Here is an 18,161-nt window from a genome sequence, read left to right on the forward strand (position 1 = left end):
GTTACAATGGCAGAAGCGCAGCTGGATCTCGGTGAAGACAAGACACTGCTCTTGGTTGACGATGACGAGCCGTTCCTGAAACGACTGGCCAAGGCGATGGAAAAACGCGGGTTTCTGGTGGAAACGGCGGACTCTGTCGCGGGGGGCAAGGCCGTGGCAACCGCGCGTCCTCCGGCCTATGCGGTGGTTGATTTGCGGCTCGAAGACGGAAATGGCCTCGATGTGGTTGAAACCCTGCGTGACAAGCGCCCGGACTCTCGCATCGTGGTTCTGACGGGGTATGGGGCCATCGCGACCGCAGTTGCTGCGGTGAAAATCGGGGCGACCGACTATTTGTCGAAACCTGCGGATGCGACCGACATCACCAACGCCCTGCTCGCCACGAATGACGAACTGCCGCCGCCGCCGGAAAACCCGATGAGCGCGGATCGCGTCCGGTGGGAGCATATCCAGCGCGTTTACGAGCTGTGCGACCGCAACGTGTCGGAAACCGCGCGCCGTTTGAACATGCACCGCCGTACCTTGCAGCGCATTCTGGCGAAGCGGTCGCCTAAATAAGCGCCAACAGCTCCGCGTGTCGCGCGGTGTAATCCGCGCGCACCTGAACCGGCGGGCGCAGGTCGATGCTGATCTGGTCCAGCACGTCGGACGCGGGGCGACCGAACAGCTTGTTCGCCTCGGCCTCTTGGAACCCCGCGATTTTCACCGCCTCGAGCCATGCGCTGACTTTGTCGGCGCGCTTGATCGCGGCCTTCACCGTCTTTGGCAGAATGGCTGGCAGGCCGAACCGGATGTGGATCGCGGCCGTTAACCGTGCGTCCAGTTCGGAATAGGACGGCCCCACAGCAGCTTTCACCGGCGAGATCATGTCCCCGATGACGTATTCCGGCGCGTCGTGCAGTAGCGCTGCCAACTGCCATTTCGCGGGGGTTTTGGGGTTTTGCAGGGTATAAATCCGCTCCACCAACAAGGAATGCTCGGCAACCGAATAGGCATAATCCCCGATCGTCTGCCCGTTCCACCGCGCGACAAAGGCCAGCCCGTGGGCGATGTCCTCGACCTCGATATCCATGGGGGTGGGGTCCAGCAGGTCCAAGCGGCGACCTGATAGCATCCTTTGCCAGGCTCTGGGTGGCTGGGGCATGTGCGCTCCTGTGGTGGTTTCGAAATGAATAGGGGCACAGAAGGCAAAAGAAAATGGCGCGGTGCTGCCGAGCCGCGCCATGAGTAGAAAACAAACACTCGTTAACTTAGTCGGGATGGTCGTAATCTGAACCGGCCCTGACCCGCGGTATCAATTTGCTATTCGTGTGCGGGCAAAAATTTCCCGCAAGAACGATCAACCAGATCCGAGACAACACTCGAAAAACGCAAAGGGACTCATAAAAAATTGGTGGATTAGTACTTGGGGGTAACCAATTCACCGATTTCCGGATCTGAATGAACAGTGCATGGGGGTGCAACTGTTTCGCAAATTGGTAGAATAAAGCTGGCAGCCTCCGTATTCTGTAAAACCGTTTTTTGGGTGATAGGGTATACTAAAACAACAACTAAACGTATTTCCGATGCAGATCACGATGCTTCACATCGCACCTACACTTTAGGATATTGTTTCCAAAAATGGAACAGTAAAAATGCAGTTTTTCATGTGCATTGTCGGTATGGGCTACGGGTGCTATCTGCACGGCCAAAGACGTTAGATCGAAGGAGACGCCACCCATGGCTAACGACTACATCGTCAAGGACATTTCGCTGGCCGACTTCGGTCGCAAAGAACTCGACATCGCAGAAACCGAAATGCCGGGCCTGATGGCTCTGCGCGAAGAATACGGTGCCAGCCAGCCCCTGAAGGGCGCGCGCATCGTCGGTTCGCTGCACATGACCATCCAGACCGCAGTTCTGATTGAAACGCTGGCAGCCTTGGGCGCGGACGTCCGTTGGGCGTCGTGCAACATCTTCTCGACCCAGGATCACGCGGCAGCGGCCATCGCCAAAGCGGGCATCCCCGTTTTCGCGATCAAAGGTCAGACCCTTGAAGAGCATTGGGACTACCTCGACAAGTCGTTCATGTTCGAAGACGGCCCGAACATGATCCTCGACGATGGCGGTGATGCGACCCTCTATGTTCTGCTTGGCGCCCGCGCCGAAGCAGGCGAGGACATCATCCCCGTCCCCTCGTCCGAGGAAGAAGAAGTCATCAAAGCGCAGATCAAAAAGCGCATGGCACAGAGCCCCGGTTGGTTCACCAAAGTGCGCGACCAGATCAAAGGCGTGTCCGAGGAAACCACCACCGGCGTGAACCGTCTGTACCAACTGGTGCGCGACGGCCAACTGCCCTTCCCTGCTATCAACGTGAATGACTCGGTCACCAAATCGAAGTTCGACAACAAGTACGGCTGCAAAGAGTCGCTGGTTGACGGCATCCGCCGCGCGACCGACGTGATGATGGCCGGCAAAGTGGCTGTGGTCTGTGGCTATGGCGACGTGGGCAAAGGCTCGGCGGCATCGCTGCGCGGCGCGGGTGCCCGTGTTAAGGTTACCGAAGTAGACCCGATCTGCGCGCTTCAGGCGGCAATGGACGGCTTCGAGGTTGTCCTGCTTGAGGATGTCGTGGCCTCGGCTGACATCTTCATCACCACCACCGGCAACAAAGACGTCATCCGCATCGAGCACATGCGCGAGATGAAGAACATGGCGATCGTTGGCAACATCGGTCACTTCGACAACGAAATTCAGGTTGCCAACCTGCGGAACCACAAGTGGACCAACATCAAAGAACAGGTGGACATGATCGAGATGCCGAGCGGCAACAAGATCATCCTGCTGTCCGAGGGTCGTCTCTTGAACCTTGGCAACGCGACCGGTCACCCCTCTTTCGTGATGTCGGCGTCGTTCACCAACCAGGTTCTGGCCCAGATCGAGCTGTGGACCAAAGGCGGCGAGTACGACAACAAGGTCTACATCCTGCCCAAGCATCTGGATGAAAAGGTGGCGCGTCTGCACCTCGACCGTATCGGCGTGAAGCTGACCACCCTGAACAAGGATCAGGCGGATTACATCGGCGTGACCCCCGAAGGCCCCTTCAAGCCCGAACATTACCGTTACTAACCGGTCCTCGGCGGGAACCCGCACGGGCCGCCCCCGAGAAAACAGCGATTTACCGCCATTTTGAGCGGCACAGGACCCCGGTGGAAACTTCCTCCGGGGTTTTTTGGTTGTCCGGTCACACCATGCATATGGAGAAGGAGTTAGATTATGACCTTTAAAGCAATGATGATGACCGCCGCTGCAACCGCCCTGATGACCGGTGCTGCAATTGCCGAAACCGCCTCGACCGAGATGAAGTCGCAGACCGAAATCGACGGTCAGGTGATGATGGAGCAGCCTGCTGACCAGAACACCGCGATCGGCACCACCACCGATATGGGCGTTCAGGCCGATGCTACCCCCATGACCCCGATGGGTTCGGACACCGAGATGGCGCTGGCCCAGAAAACTGTCGGCGACGTCATCGGCATGGAGGTCGAGTCGATCAACGGTGATGATGTCGGCGAGATCGACTATGTGATCGCTGGCGATACCGGTGTAGAGGCCGTGATTGGTATCGGTGGTTTCCTGGGTCTGGGTGAGTACACCGTTGCTCTGCCCCTGAGCGATTTCACCGTGACCGAGGACGAGAAGCTGGTTCTGGCAAGCGACGCCGAAGCCCTGAAACAGCTGCCCCAGATTGACGAGAGCGGACTGGAAAGCCTGCCCGACGATATGGTGATTGCGGACGCTATGGTCGGCACCCAGACCATCACCCCCGATAATTCGTAATCTCCGCTTTGCGGAAAGCAGGGGCGTGCCATCCGGTGCGCCCCTCTTCGTATGGTTAACCCTACGTTTACCCTTTTTTTCTTGTCGGAAAGGCAATCACGCTCTTACGGTTCCCGTGCAACCATGAAGCGAAGGCGTTCTGTTCGCCTGACGGGGAGAGTGAGAATGGGAAAGCGTGACGATTTGATTGCCAAGTATGCCGATGACCTAAAGGCCAAATGCGGCATGGAGCCGGATATGGACCTGCTGACCAAGGTCACCATCGGGTGCGGCCCTTCGATTTACAATGCAGATGCATCGACCGTTGCCGCCAGCCAAGAGGCAGAGCTGGAGACGGTCAAAAAGAACTTCCTGATCAAGAAACTGGGCCTGTCTGACGGCCCCGAGCTGATGGATGCGATCCAGTCGGCGGTAGAGACCTATGGCCGCTCCGAGCGCAACAAATACCGCGCGGTCATGTATTACCTACTTGTCAAACATTTCGGAAAAGAAGCGATTTACGGCTGATTTCTCAGGGCTTTAAACTCTTGGAGCGGGCCAATTCGGGGGCCGCTCCTTGCCGTTTGGTCCAATGAATTTCCGCAAGAACCCTTATCTCACCGCGTGTCTGGCTTCGCCGTTATTCTTCCTGCTCGGTTGGGGGCTCGCTCTGTGGTCTGGGCATCGCGGTGATCCTGCTTTGGCGGCCGCAGGAATATTGGCCTTTTTGATGTGTCTGGCGATGTCGCGGGGCGCAGACTGGAGCATTGATCTGCCCAAGGGTTTCTCGATCCACAGGGTGATTTATGGCGCCGGAAAAGGCGTCTGGCTCGCGGCTTTTCTGTGTGTTTTCGATCTGCTTGATGGAATGGCGCGTCCTGAGCTCACAGTAAAATGGCTCTTCGTATTTGTTGTTTTCGGAACGATCCAAGGCGTGTTCGCGCGCCCTGCGACACCAGAGGTGGCCGCGTTGTACGAGGGGCCGAACGCGCTTGACCCCTCAAAAGGGTGGCGGCGGGTTTGGGCGATGGCTTATCCGGTTCTTGCTCCGGCGTTTTGTGTTTTTATTCTGATGACGAATAACGACGTGCTATTAACGGCCATCATGATCGTTGTGCCGATTAGCTGGTTGCCAACGTTCAAGGAAAGACGCGACCAGCCTCAGAAACACAGTGCCGAGTGGTACGCGAAGTATGGCCTGACGTTAATGGCCGGGCTGCTTATGGGGTGGATGTTCGGATTGGATCTGTAATCGACTAAAATGCCCCGTTCTATTCATTTGCGATGGGGGCAGCGTACGGTCTATTCATATCTCAACAGGGCTAGAATGGCCGAACCGATCCATCGCGTGTGTGGGAGCATGTGGGGAAAGGGGTTCGGCCACAGGCTGGCCGGACCCCGCTTCGAATTAGAACAGGGTCAGAATTGCGCCGATCAGGGCAGATCCAATCACTGCATAGCCGCCGTCAATGATGGTCAGCTTGAACGGGCGCATCGCATAGGCGTTGTTGATCATGATCCACGGGGCGATGAAAAACAGCCCGATGCCAAGGCCTGACACCAGCCCCGCGCCAACGGTCGTCACGCCAGAGGACGCAAAGATGTGGCGCATCATGCCCGCGACCAGCAGCATCGCCAGCGCCGACAGGGCAAAGGGCATCATGCTGCCGTTCCCCTTGGGTTTACCGTTTTCATCCATGGGAAAGCCGACAGCAGCCAGCCAGTGCTTGGACAGTGTCATGTAATAAACGGCGCCAAACACCCAGGCGGCGGCCGCAGCAATAAGAACAGATAAAATGCCCATATCGGGTCTCCTGATCGCGTGATGCGGTCAGGCTACCTCGAATCCCCCCAAGGCACAGAGGATTTTCCATTCGTCGTCGGTGACGGGCTGCACCGACAGGCGGGACTGTTTCACCAGCGCCATTTTCGCCAGACGCTCGTCCGCTTTGACCTGATCCAAGGTGACAGGGCGGGCCAAGGGGCCAACGGCCTTGATATTCACGCAGTCCCAGCGTGGATCATCGGTGGTGCTGTCGGGATGGCTCTCGGTGATCACCTCGACCACCCCGACAATCGCTTTGTCCTTTTGCGAGTGGTAGAAGAACCCGAGGTCCCCTACCTTCATCTCGCGCATGAAGTTCCGCGCTTGGTAGTTGCGCACGCCGTTCCACTCCTCGCCCGCGTCCCCTTTGGCGACCTGCATGGCCCAGGACCAGGCGTCAGGCTCGGATTTGAACAGCCAGTAGCGCATCAGCCGATGACCTTTTTCCACGCGATGATTTCGACGGACTCGAACAGATCAGCAGCTTTGTAGGGGTCGCCTGCGGCCCAAGCCTGCGCTGCGTCCATGTCCTCGACGTCCAGAATGACCAGCGATCCGCACATCTCGCCTGCGGCATCCAGCAGAGGGCCGGCTTGGGCGACGACGCCGGTGTCTTTGATGTAGGCAAGGTGCGCGTCGCGGTTGGCTTTGCGAACCTCGAGGGCGTCGGCTTTGTCACGGGCGGTCAGGGCAAACAGCATCAGATTTCCTCTTTCAATGGGCGGGACAGCAGCTTTTGCATGCCCTGCGATACATCTAGACGGCCTTCGACCAGCGCCGCAACCACCGAGGTGATCGGCATGTCGATGCCTTTGTCATTGGCCAGACGTGCCAAGGCGCGGGCGGTCGCGGCGCCTTCGACGGTGATGGTCGGGTCATAGTCCGCACCCTGCCCCAGCGCGAAGCCATAGGCATAGTTGCGGCTGGTCGGCGAGGTGCAGGTCAGCGTCAGATCGCCAAGCCCGCACAGACCCATCAGCGTTTCGGGAACCGCGCCAAGAGGGCTGGCGATCCGCATCATTTCGGTGAATCCGCGGGTGATCAGGGCTGCGCGGGCAGATTCCCCAAGGCCCGCACCCATCACAGCCCCCGCCGCGATGGCGATAACATTTTTCAGCGCGCCCCCCAGTTCCGCGCCGACAGGGTCAGTGCTGCGATAGAGGCGGATGGTTGGCGTGGTCAGCGTTTCCTGCAGTTCTTCGCCAAGGATCGGGTTCTTGCATGCCAGCGTCAGCGCGGTCGGCAGCCCCCGTGCGATATCCACGGCAAAGCTGGGGCCGGTCAGAATGGCAGGAGACCGCGTGACTTCGGCTAGAATGGCGGTCGGGCCGCGCAGGCTGGTCAGGTCGACGCCTTTGGAACACGCGACCAGAGCTTTGCCCCGCAGAAGGTCCGCATTCTCGGCGACAAAGGCGGCGGTGGACTGCATCGGGACGGCCATGAGGATCGTGTCGGCGGCGCAGGCGGCGGCCAGATCGCTGGTGACGGTCAGGCCATCGGGCAGGTGAATGCCCTTGAGCCGCGTGGCGTTTTCGCGGGTTTCTTGCATGGCGGCGGCGGCCTCGGCATCGCGGGCCCACAGGGTAACACCGCGCTCGGCCAGAGTAATCGCCAAGGCGGTGCCGAACGCCCCTGCCCCCAGAACCGAAACGCTCATGCTTTGGCTCCCTTTTTGCCGCTGCCGATCATGGGCGCGGATTTCTTGTCCAAAGGCCAGCGCGGGCGGGCTTGCAGGGTCATGTCGTCGGTCTCGCCCAAAGCGAACCGTTCCAAGCCCGCATAGGCGATCATCGCGCCGTTGTCGGTGCACAGTTTCAGCGGTGGCGCGGTGAAGCCTGCGCCTGCCTCTTCGGCGACCGTGGTCAGCGCCGCTCGGATGGCTTGGTTCGCGGCGACCCCGCCTGCGACGGCGATCATGGGCTGGCTGGGGTTCAGCTCCATGTAGACCCGCAGAGCGCGGCGGGTTTTCTCGGCCAGAACGGCGGTGACGGCCTCTTGGAAGCCAGCGCAGAGATCGGCTTGGTCTTGGGCGGTCAGGGTGTTGTCGGTCATCACCTCGTCCCGCGCGCGCAGGACTGCGGTTTTCAGACCCGAATAAGACATGTCGCAGCCCTCGCGGTCCAAGAGCGGACGGGGGAAGCGGAACCGTTTCGGATCGCCATCACGCGCCCGTGCCTCGACCGAGGGGCCACCGGGTTGGGGCAGCGCCAGCAGGCGGGCGACTTTGTCAAAGGCCTCGCCGGGGGCGTCGTCGATGGTGCCGCCAACGCGGATAAATTCGTCCGGCCCGCGTACGATCAGGAATTGGCAGTGCCCGCCCGAGACCAGCAGCATCATATAGGGATAAGTCAGCCCATCGGTCAAACGCGGGGTCAACGCGTGGCCCGCCAGATGGTTCACCCCGACCAAGGGCTTGCCCAAAGCGGCCGCGATCCCCTTGGCGCACATGACGCCGGACAGCACGCCGCCGATCAAGCCGGGGCCCGCAGTGACGGCGATTGCGTCAACCTCGGACAGGGAGACCATTGCCTCGGACAGGGCCTGTTTGACGGCCAGATCGACCTTTTCGGCATGGGCGCGGGCGGCAATCTCGGGAACGACGCCGCCAAAGGCCGCGTGCAGTTCCGCCTGCCCCATCACGATGTTGGACAACACGCGCGCATTCCCCGCCGTGCCGCGCACGATGGCGGCGCCGGTATCGTCACAGCTGCTCTCGATTCCAAGGATCGTCAGGTCGGACATCTGTCTCTTTCATTGCAGGGCCGTTTGTCACGGGGTAGCACTGGGGCAAAGACCTTACAATGCCACGAGCCTCATGGACCGTCCCGTAGCCAAGATCCTGATCACGCGCCCACGCGAAGGGTCCGAACGTTTCGCACTGGAGTTGGCGCAGGCTATGCCCTGCCCGATGCCAGTGCTGATCTCTCCGGTGATGGAAATTGCGCCTCTGCCCGACCTGCTGCCGCTGGACCATGTAAAGGGATTGATCGTGACCTCGCAGAACGGGGTCGATGTGCTGGTGCAGAAAACCGATCGCCGCGATCTGCCTGTCTATGCAGTTGGGGCCCGCACCACCGCCACCGCCAAAGAGGCCGGCTTCAAGGCCCGCCAGATGGGCGAGGACGCCGAAGAACTGGTCGAGGCGATCCTGCGGCTGGGGCCCAAAACGCCGCTCTTGCACCTGCGGGGCGAGGTTGCCCGCGGGGATGTCGCACAGCGGTTATCGACTCATGGCATCCTGACACGGGAAAAAGTGGTTTATGCCCAAACGCCGTGCAACCTGACTCCAGAGGCAATTTCGCTGCTCGAGGGAACTTCGCCGGTGGTGTTGCCGTTGTTTTCTGCGCGTAGTGCCAGACTGTTAGCGCAACAAGTCAGCGGTGGGGCCCCGCGTTATGTTGTCGCGATGAGTTGGGCTGTCGCATCGGAATTGCCTCATGGATGGGCAAAAACCATTATTATTGCGTCAAGGCCGGATAGTCCTGCTATGGCAGACGGGGTTGCTAGCCTATTTGACGGGGACGGATTTATTGTGACCCCTGAAATTAGGGGATAAGTTGCGGCGACGATATGGCGCCAAAGTCATTATATTTTAAGGGGGGTTGATACGACCATGGACAATAAACCAGCCAAGCCGGAAGAGACGCCTGAGGCGTTGACCGAAACCGGAGAAACCGGCGCAGTGGTAGAGTCCGAAGGGTCGGAAGAGACGACCCCCGAAGCGGAAGTCGTGAAAGCCGACGAGACTTCGGTCGAAGACACCGCTGAAAAAGCGGATGACACCGAGGCCGATCCGGTAACCACTTCCGAAGCCGAAGCCGAAGCCGAAGCCGAAGCCGAAGCCGAAGCCGAAGCCGAAGCCGAAGCCGAAGCCGAAGCCGAAAAGACTGAGGACGGGATCGAAGACGCCGTTATCGTCGAGACCGAAGAAGTCATCGAAGAAGTCGACGAGGAAGCTCCTGCTGCCGCGCCTGCCCCTGAAAAAGAGGTGGTCCGCGAGACTGTGGTCGAGCGCAAGGGCGGCTTCTTTCCGATGCTGCTTGGGGGTGTTGCCGCCGCAGCGATTGGTTTTGGCGTGACCACCTATATGTATCAGGTCGGGCCCTTCGCCGCTGGCGCTGCTGCGAACGACTTCGATACCCTGCTTCAGGACGAAATCGCTAAGCGCACCGCCTCCGAGCAGGCCATGACCGCCCGCATCGAAGAACTGGCCCAAGCCGTTCCCGCGCTGCCCGCCGAGGTTGAGGGTCTGGGGGATCGCCTGACCGGTATTGAGGGCACTCTGGGTTCGCTCGACAGCCGCCTGTCGGCTGCCACCGAAACCTTGACCGCGCTCGAAACCCGCCTGAACGACATGGAGCAGCGCCCCGTCGAGATCGCCAGCGAAACCGCTGTCGCGAACTTCGAGGCCGAAGTGAATCGCCTGCGGGACGAGGTCGCCACCCAGCGCTCCGAAATCGAGACCATGGCCAAGGAAGCCGTCGAGGCCGAAGCTGCTGCTGAGGAAACCTCGCGTCAGGCTCTGGCCCGCGCGGCGCTGACCCGTGTGCAGTCGGCACTTGATGCTGGCACCACCTTTGAACCGGCTCTGGCGGATCTGCGCGCGAACACTGATGCGGACATCGCGGCCACCCTGGCAGATGCGTCGATCAATGGTGTCCCCAGCCTGACCCAGCTGATCGAGACCTATCCCGACTACGCCCGCGAGGCGCTAAAGGACTCGCGCGCTGAAAACGCCGATGGCGGTGCAGCGGATCGCGTTGGGGCCTTCCTGTTGAACCAGCTTGGTGCCCGCTCGCTGGAGCCCAAAGAAGGTGACACCAGTGACGCCGTCCTGAGCCGTGCCGAAAGCGCGCTCAAGGATGGTCGCCTGACCGATGCCCTGGCAGAGCTGGACGCCCTGCCCGACGCGGCCAAGCCCGCTATGGCCCCGTGGATCGAACTGGCGCGCCAGCGTCAGGATGCTCTTGCAGCGGCCGAGTCGCTTGCACAAACCCTGAATAACTGAGGCTCGCCCAATGCTCTGGTCGCTCGCAAAAATCATTCTGTTTGTTCTGATTGTCTCGGCTCTGACCCTTGGCGCTGGTTACCTGATGGAGGCCTCTGGCGGCATCCAGGTCGCCTTCGGTGGGATGGAGTTCAATCTGGGCCCGCTCCAGTCGGTGATCGCAGGCATCCTGCTGATCTTCGCTGTGTGGGTCCTGCTCAAGCTGCTGACCCTGCTGGTCGCGGTGCTGCGCTTTATCAACGGGGATGAAACCGCCATCACCCGTTATTTCAGTCGCAACCGCGAACGCAAAGGGTTCAAGGCGCTGTCCGACGGCATGCTGGCCCTGGCCTCTGGCGAGGGGAAAGAGGCCATGAACAAGGCCCACCAAGCGGACAAGTACCTGAACCGTCCCGAACTGACCAACCTGATCACCGCCCAAGCGGCCGAGATGATCGGCGACACCAAAACCGCCGAGAAGGTCTACAAGGAACTGCTCAAGGACAACCGCACCCGTTTCGTCGGTGTGCGCGGTCTGCTGAAGCAGCGCCTGTCCGAGGGTAACAACGACGTCGCACTCAAGCTGGCCGAAACCGCATTCGCGCTGAAGCCCAAGCACGAGGAAACACAGGACGTTCTGCTGCGCCTGCAGGCTGAACATCAGGACTGGAAAGGGGCGCGTCAGACCCTTGCTACCAAGCTGAAGACCGGCACCCTGCCCCGCGACGTTCACAAGCGCCGCGATGCCGTGCTGGCTCTGTCCGAAGCCAAGGATCTGATCGCCGATGACACCTCGATCGAGGCCCGTGAAGAGGCGATCGAAGCCAACCGTCTGTCCCCCGACCTGATCCCCGCCGCCTGCATGGCCGCGCGTGGTTACGTCGCCAAGGGCAAGAAAAAGTACGCCGTGCGCGTGCTGAAAAAGGCTTGGGAAGTCTCGCCTCACCCCGATCTGGCCGCCGCCTTTGCCGAGATCGAGCCTGACGAGACCCCGCAGCAGCGACTGAAGCGTTTCGGCACCCTTCTGGGTAAGAACACCGACAACGCCGAAGCCAAGCAGCTGCTGGCCGAGCTGCACATCGCCGCCGAGGATTTCCCCGCCGCGCGCCGTGCGCTGGGTGATCTGGCTCAGGACATGCCCAACACCCGCACCCTGACCCTGATGGCCGCGATCGAGCGTGGCGAAGGCGCCGAGGATGCCGTGGTCCGTGGCTGGCTGGCCCGTGCGGTCACCGCGCCCCGCGGTCCGTCGTGGATTTGTGACAACTGTAACCACATCCACAACGAATGGGTTCCGATCTGTGAGCATTGTAAGGGCTTTGATACGCTGGCATGGCGCCAGCCCCCCGCACAACTGCTGGCAACCACTGGTCTGAACGCGGAAATGCTGCCCTTGATCGTTGGCGCGCCGGACAAGCCCTCAGAGAACACGATCGTCCCCGTGACCGAGCCTGTGCCCACCGCAGAGGACATCGAAGAGGCCGAAGTGATCGAGGCCGAGACCACCAAAGAGACTTCAAAATAAGTCTTTTCCCTGAGGTGCGCGGGTGATAAAGCGCACCTCACGCCGGATCTGGAGCCAGATCCGCACGCCGCAGTAGCTCAGCTGGTAGAGCACGTCATTCGTAATGATGGGGTCGGGGGTTCGAGTCCCTTCTGCGGCACCACTTTTCCGAAAAATTCGAAGTATACCGATCAGGGGATTTCGTGCCTGTTGCGACTGGCCGCCTTGATGGTTTCGACTCACCCGACGACTGAGTGCAACAGGCACTTATTGGGTACCACTTCTTGACCTTTTTTCAGAGTCATTTTTGGGGTTGATTTGTGAAACTTTTGAAAACATCCAATACGCTGAAAAGTATGAATGCATTACTGACCTAATTTTGAGCGAGGCACCTGTTTACCAACTGTTCGGGTTCTCTGCGGGAATTAAGATTCTGATAATACCTCCGACCTATCCCTGAACGTGGTGGGAAAGGTGGTAGACATGGCAGCGAATGCAAACGCGCCAGTCATCATCAAAAGAAAGAAAGTCATCGCCGGTGGTGGGCACCATGGCGGCGCATGGAAGGTGGCCTATGCCGACTTCGTGACCGCTATGATGGCGTTCTTTTTGTTGATGTGGCTGCTCAACGCGACAACAGAACAGCAACGTAAGGGGCTGGCGGATTATTTCACGCCGGACATACCCGTCGCCCGGATTTCCGGGGGCGGTAAGGGTAATTTTGGCGGCGAAAGTCTGCAATCCGAGGAAACTCTGGCGCTGGAGGGCAGGGGTGCGACTTCACTGAACCCGACAGAAGAGAATAAGGCGCGCGGTGCCATTCTGGAGCTGGAACTGAAGCTGGAAGAGGCTTTGGAAGAGAGTTCCGCCGACCCGTCTCATCGGATTTACGAGTTCCGTATGACCGACGAAGGCCCGGCGCTTGAACTGGAAGAGGGGCCCGAATCGATGCTTTTCCTGACCGGAACAGCAGAGCCGACAGCGGATTTCAGACACTTCCTTAAGGCAGTTTCTGCCACGGCGCAGGAAACGGATCATGACTTTATGGTGGCGGGCCACATGTCCTCGAATCCCTTGGTTCTGCGGGATAATCCCACGTGGCGCTTGTCACTGGACCGGGCGGATAAGGTACGGGAATTGCTGGAAAAGGGTGGCCTTCATCGAGACCGGATCAAGCGTGTGACGGGATTTGGGGACCAGCGGCTAAAGTACCCTGATGCGCCGATGGCCTTGGGCAACAACCGGATCGAGATCATCATTCTGCAAAAACCGGCACGGGTTCCGTTAGGCAGCCATTAAGCCTGCGTCCGTATGCATGGGGCATGACCGCCAAACTCAGGGGTGCCCCATGACTATTTCCTCGTCACTGAATGCCGGTGTGGCCGGACTTGCCGCGAATGCGGGAAGGCTTGCGACCATTTCGGACAACATCGCGAACGCGTCGACCTACGGCTATAAAAAGGCCGAGGCCGATTTCCATTCCATGGTCGTTGGGGGCGCTGGCGGGGAATATTCAGCAGGCGGGGTCCGCATCACCACGGCGCGGCGGATTGGCGAGTCGGGCTCTTTGGTCACGACCGAGAATTCGACCGACTTGGCAGTGCGTGGCCGTGGTTTTCTGCCAGTGACCCAGCATTCGGGGATCGAAACCGGCAACGAAGAGATGCTGTTGACGACAACAGGGTCCTTCCGGACAGATTCCGAAGGGTACCTGACCACTGGCTCCGGACTGGTTCTGCTTGGCTGGCCAGCTTTGCCCGATGGGTCCTTCCCGACCTATGCGCGTGATACGGCGGATGCCTTGGTTCCAGTGCAGATCAACGTGAACCAACTGTCGGGCGAGCCGACAACTCAAGTCAGTCTGGGGGTAAACCTTCCGGCCAGTGAAACGGCGTCTGACGCAGCCGGTGCGATGCAGGAATTGTCGATCGAATATTTCGACAACTTGGGCACGTCACAGAGCCTCGACATCACATTCTCGCCGACCATTCCGACCAGCGGATCCAGCAATGAGTGGACCATGACCATCATGGATGGGGCAACCGGCGGCACCGTCATTGGGGAATACACTCTGACCTTTGACGACTCGCGCGCATCGGGCGGTACTCTGGCATCTGTCGCGGCATTGACCGGGGGCACTTATGATGGCGCGACCGGCAAGTTCACCGTCAATGTCGAAGGTGGACCGATCGAATTCGACATCGGCTCTTTGGGCAGCGCGTCAGGTATGACCCAGCTGTCCGACGATTTCGCGCCGTTGTCGATCAGCAAGGACGGTTACGAGATCGGCAACGTCACCTCTGTAGAGGTTGACGAAAACGGCACCGTCCATGCCCTCTATGACACCGGCATCACCCGCGCTATCTACAAAATTCCGTTGGTGGATTTGCCCAATCCCGATGGTCTGATTGCTCTGGACAGCCAGACCTATTCGCCCTCGCCAGATAGCGGCAGCTTCTTCCTCTGGGATGCGGGTGACGGACCGACTGGCGACATCATCAGCTACGCGCTCGAGGAATCCAACGTGGATGTCGCGGGCGAGCTGACCGACCTGATCCAGACCCAGCGCGCCTATTCGTCGAATGCGAAGATCATCCAAACGGTCGACGAAATGCTTCAAGAGACCACCAACATCAAACGCTAAGGGGGTCTGAATGTCTCTGACGAGTGCAATTTCCAATGCGCTGTCGGGTTTGGGCGCGTCGTCTCTGGCGGCAGAGATCGTGTCTTCGAACCTGTCCAACGCGACGAACGAAACCTATGCCAAGCGCGAGATCACGCAGGTCTCGAATATCAATGGCGGCGTCAAAGTTACCGGAATCCTTCGGCAGCGCGACGCGGCGTTACAGTCGTCGGTAAACAGTCAGGCGGCCAATTTTGCCGCAGCGAACACGCGCACTCTGGCCTTTGCCGGGGTGGACGCTGCTGTCGGAACCGTCGGGGAAGATGGCAGCCTGACCAGCACGCTGGATGCGCTGCAATCCGCGCTGATTTCCGCCTCGGCCGCGCCCGAAAGCGATCTGCGGCTGCAACAAGTGCTATACGCAGCGGGTGATTTGGCGACCGGTATGAACAATGTCGAAGAGGCGATTCAGGCCGAGCGATTGTCGGCAGACCAGTCCATCGCCACCGATATCGATGTCGCGAATGAGGCCCTGAGCCAGATCGAAAAGCTGAACAAGCAGATCGTTACTCTGTCGGCCAATGGTCGCAGCACCGCGACACTTCTGGATCGCCGGGACGCCGCGGTCGCGACCCTGTCCGAGATCATTCCCGTTCGGATGCTTGAGCGTGACAGCGGAGCTATCGCCTTGGTCAGCCGCGGCGGGCAGGTTCTGCTGGATGGCAAGGCTGTGACGCTGGAGTTTACGGCCGCTCAGGGAATGGACGCCGAAATGAGCCTTGCTGGTGGTGCGCTTTCGGGCGTTTCGATCGCGGGCAAGGATGGCAGCGATATTAGCGATCGCTTGGTTGGTGGTCGGCTCGAGGCCGCGTTCGAGGTGCGCGACAGCCTGATGCCAACGGCCAGCGAAGAACTGGATGCTCTGCGGCAGCAGCTTCTGTCTGACACAAGCTTCGACGGGGCGGGCCTGTTTACCGAAACGAATGGCAAATTGTCGGTTAACTCGCAGCTCGAGGCAGAGCCCTGGCGTCTGCGGGATGGCTTTGCGGCGGCCGGCCAAGGCTATGCGGGCAACACTGGTTACCTTGATACCCTGACACAGGGGCTGTCCGATCTGTCGGGTGTTTTCGGTGACTATGTCACGGGCCAATCGGGCCAACTGCTGCGCGCGGAAATGAGCCAAAGCGCCGCGAGTGCAAGCTATGCGGCGATGTCCGAGGCGGTCGCCGCAGAGGGCGTGGACAGTGATGCGGAACTCCAAACTCTTTTGATAATTGAGAAAATCTACACGGCGAATGCGCGGGTGATCTCGGTCGTGGACGAGATGATGGACACATTGATGAGGATGACGTGATGATCTCGGCAAGTGGTGATCTGGCACAATATCTGGCCCTGCGTCGGGCGAATACCCAAGTCAGTAGTGGTTTTGAAACGGCGGCAGCAACAGTTGCCGAGGGCAAGATTCAGAACCTGAGAGAGACTTTCCAATCGGATTTCAGACCATTGAATGCCGTCCAGAATACGCTGACGCGGATTGGGGCTTACCAAGAGGCCGGTACTCAGGCGGCCTTCTTTCTGGAGCAACAGCAAGCTGCATTGGGGGCAGTTGGGGATCTGGCCACAGCGCTGTCCCAAGATATGGTTGCCGCCCAAGAGTCCGCGGCCACCGGAACCCTTGATACGATTTCGGCAAGCGCCCGGTCTGCGTTCGAGCAGACGGTCGGAACGCTGAACGGGGCTGCAGGTGGGCGTCATCTGTTTTCTGGTGCGGCGGTCGATACGGCTCCGCTGCCGGATGGCTCAGCTATGTTGCAGACCCTGTCGACCGAGATTGCAGGCATGTCTCACGCGGATGCGGCCGCGCATATCCAGACATTCTTTACTGATCCTGCGGGGGGATATGCGGCGTCCTTTGCCGGGGCCGAGAGTGAGGGGGTCAGCTTTACCATAGGCGATCAGCAGAGTGCTTCAGCGGATCTGACCGCGATGTCCCCGGCGTTGCGTCAGGCATTGGCGGCGATGGCAACGGGGGCTCTAATCGCAGATGCTGATGTGGTCGGGGAGGCCGGCGTTGCCCTGTTAACCAGTGCCCAAGGTATCGCTGACGCGCGCGGGACGATCGGGGTAACTCAGGAACGGATCGAGACGTTTCAGGCGCGGAACAGCGCAATGGCGACCTCGATGGAACTGCGTCTGACAGAGATGACCACGCCGGACATGTACGACGCCGCCAGCGAACTGGAGCAATACGAACAGGCGTTAGAGCGGCTGTATCTGGTGACCTCCCGAATGGCGTCGATGAACTTTGCGGAGTTCATGTGATGCGTCGGATACTGGTAGCCCTGATGATGATCCTGGTTGCCGAGGCGGCAATCGCCTCGCCGATCCGGCTGAAAGATCTGGTCGAGTTTGATGGCGTACGGGGCAACGATTTGGTGGGCTATGGCCTTGTCGTTGGCCTGAACGGGACGGGTGACGGGTTCCGCAATGCGCCGTTTACCGAAGAAATGCTGGGAACCATGCTGGAAAGGCTTGGGGTTAACGTCACGGGCGAGCAGCTTCGGCCTCAGAACGTGGCAGGCGTGTTTGTGACGGCCAGTCTGCCGCCGTTTGCGCGGGCGGGGACGCAGATCGACGTGACGGTTTCTGCGATCGGGGATGCCAAAAGCCTGCTTGGGGGGACGCTGGTTATGACCCCTCTGAATGCCGCCGATGGGGATATTTACGCCGTTGCCCAAGGCACGATTATCGCCGCAGGTGCCGTCGCAAGCGGCCAAGCGGCCGAAGTTGTTCAGGGGGTGCCGACCTCGGGGACTATTCCCGCCGGAGCCAGAGTGGAGCGCGAAGTTGCGTTCGAGCTTGGGTCGCTGGATCGTTTGAGGCTTGCCCTGCGCGAGCCTGATTTTACGACGGCAGCGCGGATCGAGCGGGCTGTTAATGGTAAATTCGGACGCGCGGTTGCGCGGATGACGGATTCCGGTACCGTTGAGCTGGACGTTCCTGCGACACGGGCGTCCTCGCCGGCACATGCTATCGGTGCCATTGAGAACCTGTTGATCGAGCCAGAGCGCCGCGCGCGCGTCGTGATTGATCAAAGATCTGGGACCATCGTCATGGGCGATGACGTGCGGATTGCGCGTGTGGCGGTGGCTCAGGGGAACCTGACATTGCGGGTCAGCGAAGAGCCTGTCGTCTCGCAACCGAACCCGTTTTCGGACGGTGAGACGATTGTTTTGCCGCGCACAACCGCCTCGATCGAAGAGGGGCAGGGCGTGGGGTTGGCAGAGGTGCGTGGGGGAACGTCGTTGTCGCAAGTAATCGGGGGGCTGAATGCCTTGGGCGTCTCGCCCCGCGACATGATCGACATTCTGAAAAGCATCAAGGCGGCTGGCGCCCTGTATGCAGAATTGGTTGTGAAATAGGG

At 59.9% G+C, this 18,161-nt stretch carries 19 protein-coding genes and 1 tRNA gene; 14 read left to right on the plus strand and 6 right to left on the minus strand.

Annotated elements, in window-relative coordinates; genetic code table 11:
* The first annotated feature begins 6 nt into the window (after nucleotides 1-6).
* Entirely contained in the window at nucleotides 7-558 is a 552-nt protein-coding gene (locus tag HJ536_RS03470; protein ID WP_176852415.1) for an ActR/PrrA/RegA family redox response regulator transcription factor, read from the plus strand.
* On the opposite strand, the gene HJ536_RS03475 is transcribed toward HJ536_RS03470, so the two are convergent.
* Nucleotides 551-1,144 carry an HD domain-containing protein gene (locus HJ536_RS03475; protein ID WP_177156661.1) on the minus strand — a complete coding sequence of 198 codons (594 nt, stop codon included), beginning with the start codon at nucleotides 1,142-1,144 and terminating at the stop codon, nucleotides 551-553. The genes HJ536_RS03470 and HJ536_RS03475 overlap by 8 nt on opposite strands.
* 575 nt (nucleotides 1,145-1,719) lie before the next feature.
* Between HJ536_RS03475 and ahcY the strand changes: the two genes are divergently transcribed.
* The 4 genes from ahcY (at nucleotide 1,720) to HJ536_RS03495 (ending at nucleotide 5,050) form a co-directional block, all read left to right on the plus strand.
* The gene (gene ahcY, locus HJ536_RS03480; protein ID WP_177156662.1) at nucleotides 1,720-3,108 is read left to right on the plus strand and encodes an adenosylhomocysteinase; all 1,389 of its coding nucleotides are present in this window, start codon (nucleotides 1,720-1,722) and stop codon (nucleotides 3,106-3,108) included.
* A gap of 147 nt (nucleotides 3,109-3,255) precedes the next feature.
* The gene (locus HJ536_RS03485; RefSeq protein WP_177156663.1) at nucleotides 3,256-3,819 is read left to right on the plus strand and encodes a PRC-barrel domain-containing protein; all 564 of its coding nucleotides are present in this window, start codon (nucleotides 3,256-3,258) and stop codon (nucleotides 3,817-3,819) included.
* Nucleotides 3,820-3,984: 165 nt separating this feature from the next.
* Nucleotides 3,985-4,326: a DUF2853 family protein gene (locus HJ536_RS03490; RefSeq protein WP_177156664.1), complete on the plus strand. Its 342-nt coding sequence runs from the start codon at nucleotides 3,985-3,987 to the stop codon at nucleotides 4,324-4,326.
* A gap of 64 nt (nucleotides 4,327-4,390) precedes the next feature.
* Entirely contained in the window at nucleotides 4,391-5,050 is a 660-nt protein-coding gene (locus tag HJ536_RS03495) for a hypothetical protein (protein ID WP_177156665.1), read from the plus strand.
* A gap of 156 nt (nucleotides 5,051-5,206) precedes the next feature.
* Here the strand turns inward: HJ536_RS03495 and HJ536_RS03500 are convergent, their stop codons facing one another.
* The 5 genes from HJ536_RS03500 to tsaD are packed head-to-tail and all read right to left on the minus strand — an operon-like array spanning nucleotide 5,207 to nucleotide 8,365.
* Nucleotides 5,207-5,602, minus strand: coding sequence for a DUF1761 domain-containing protein (locus HJ536_RS03500; RefSeq protein WP_177156666.1), 396 nt, complete (start codon nucleotides 5,600-5,602; stop codon nucleotides 5,207-5,209).
* A gap of 27 nt (nucleotides 5,603-5,629) precedes the next feature.
* The gene (locus HJ536_RS03505; RefSeq protein ID WP_177156667.1) at nucleotides 5,630-6,052 is read right to left on the minus strand and encodes an EVE domain-containing protein; all 423 of its coding nucleotides are present in this window, start codon (nucleotides 6,050-6,052) and stop codon (nucleotides 5,630-5,632) included.
* Nucleotides 6,052-6,324, minus strand: a complete 273-nt coding sequence (locus tag HJ536_RS03510) for a YciI family protein (protein WP_177156668.1) — start codon at nucleotides 6,322-6,324, stop codon at nucleotides 6,052-6,054. The genes HJ536_RS03505 and HJ536_RS03510 overlap by 1 nt, the downstream gene beginning before the upstream one ends.
* Entirely contained in the window at nucleotides 6,324-7,280 is a 957-nt protein-coding gene (locus HJ536_RS03515) for an NAD(P)H-dependent glycerol-3-phosphate dehydrogenase (RefSeq protein WP_177156669.1), read from the minus strand. Before HJ536_RS03515 ends, HJ536_RS03510 begins: the two co-directional genes overlap by 1 nt.
* Nucleotides 7,277-8,365 (minus strand): tRNA (adenosine(37)-N6)-threonylcarbamoyltransferase complex transferase subunit TsaD, encoded by a 1,089-nt coding sequence (gene tsaD / locus HJ536_RS03520; protein WP_177156670.1) that lies wholly within the window; start codon nucleotides 8,363-8,365, stop codon nucleotides 7,277-7,279. Before tsaD ends, HJ536_RS03515 begins: the two co-directional genes overlap by 4 nt.
* Nucleotides 8,366-8,438: 73 nt before the next feature.
* Between tsaD and HJ536_RS03525 the strand changes: the two genes are divergently transcribed.
* From HJ536_RS03525 to HJ536_RS03565, 9 genes are all read left to right on the plus strand, one after another.
* On the plus strand, nucleotides 8,439-9,179 hold the full coding sequence (locus HJ536_RS03525; protein ID WP_177156671.1) for a uroporphyrinogen-III synthase: 741 nt from the start codon (nucleotides 8,439-8,441) through the stop codon (nucleotides 9,177-9,179).
* Between the two features lie 57 nt (nucleotides 9,180-9,236).
* A complete protein-coding gene (locus HJ536_RS03530; protein WP_177156672.1) occupies nucleotides 9,237-10,631 on the plus strand; it encodes a COG4223 family protein in 1,395 nt (464 codons plus the stop codon).
* Nucleotides 10,632-10,641: 10 nt separating this feature from the next.
* Nucleotides 10,642-12,135, plus strand: coding sequence for a heme biosynthesis protein HemY (locus HJ536_RS03535; protein WP_177156673.1), 1,494 nt, complete (start codon nucleotides 10,642-10,644; stop codon nucleotides 12,133-12,135).
* Between the two features lie 66 nt (nucleotides 12,136-12,201).
* Nucleotides 12,202-12,277, plus strand: a tRNA-Thr gene (locus HJ536_RS03540).
* Between the two features lie 320 nt (nucleotides 12,278-12,597).
* Nucleotides 12,598-13,413 carry an OmpA/MotB family protein gene (locus HJ536_RS03545; RefSeq protein WP_177156674.1) on the plus strand — a complete coding sequence of 272 codons (816 nt, stop codon included), beginning with the start codon at nucleotides 12,598-12,600 and terminating at the stop codon, nucleotides 13,411-13,413.
* A gap of 49 nt (nucleotides 13,414-13,462) precedes the next feature.
* On the plus strand, nucleotides 13,463-14,758 hold the full coding sequence (locus HJ536_RS03550) for a flagellar hook protein FlgE (protein ID WP_176852401.1): 1,296 nt from the start codon (nucleotides 13,463-13,465) through the stop codon (nucleotides 14,756-14,758).
* A 10-nt stretch (nucleotides 14,759-14,768) separates the two neighbouring features.
* A complete protein-coding gene (gene flgK, locus HJ536_RS03555) occupies nucleotides 14,769-16,091 on the plus strand; it encodes a flagellar hook-associated protein FlgK (protein WP_177156675.1) in 1,323 nt (440 codons plus the stop codon).
* Entirely contained in the window at nucleotides 16,091-17,059 is a 969-nt protein-coding gene (locus tag HJ536_RS03560; RefSeq protein WP_177156676.1) for a hypothetical protein, read from the plus strand. The genes flgK and HJ536_RS03560 overlap by 1 nt, the downstream gene beginning before the upstream one ends.
* Nucleotides 17,059-18,159 carry a flagellar basal body P-ring protein FlgI gene (locus HJ536_RS03565; protein ID WP_194245639.1) on the plus strand — a complete coding sequence of 367 codons (1,101 nt, stop codon included), beginning with the start codon at nucleotides 17,059-17,061 and terminating at the stop codon, nucleotides 18,157-18,159. Before HJ536_RS03560 ends, HJ536_RS03565 begins: the two co-directional genes overlap by 1 nt.
* The last annotated feature ends 2 nt before the right edge of the window (nucleotides 18,160-18,161 follow it).

It is taken from the genome of Donghicola mangrovi (assembly GCF_013377535.1).
In the GTDB taxonomy this organism is placed as follows: Bacteria; Pseudomonadota; Alphaproteobacteria; order Rhodobacterales; family Rhodobacteraceae; genus Donghicola; species Donghicola mangrovi.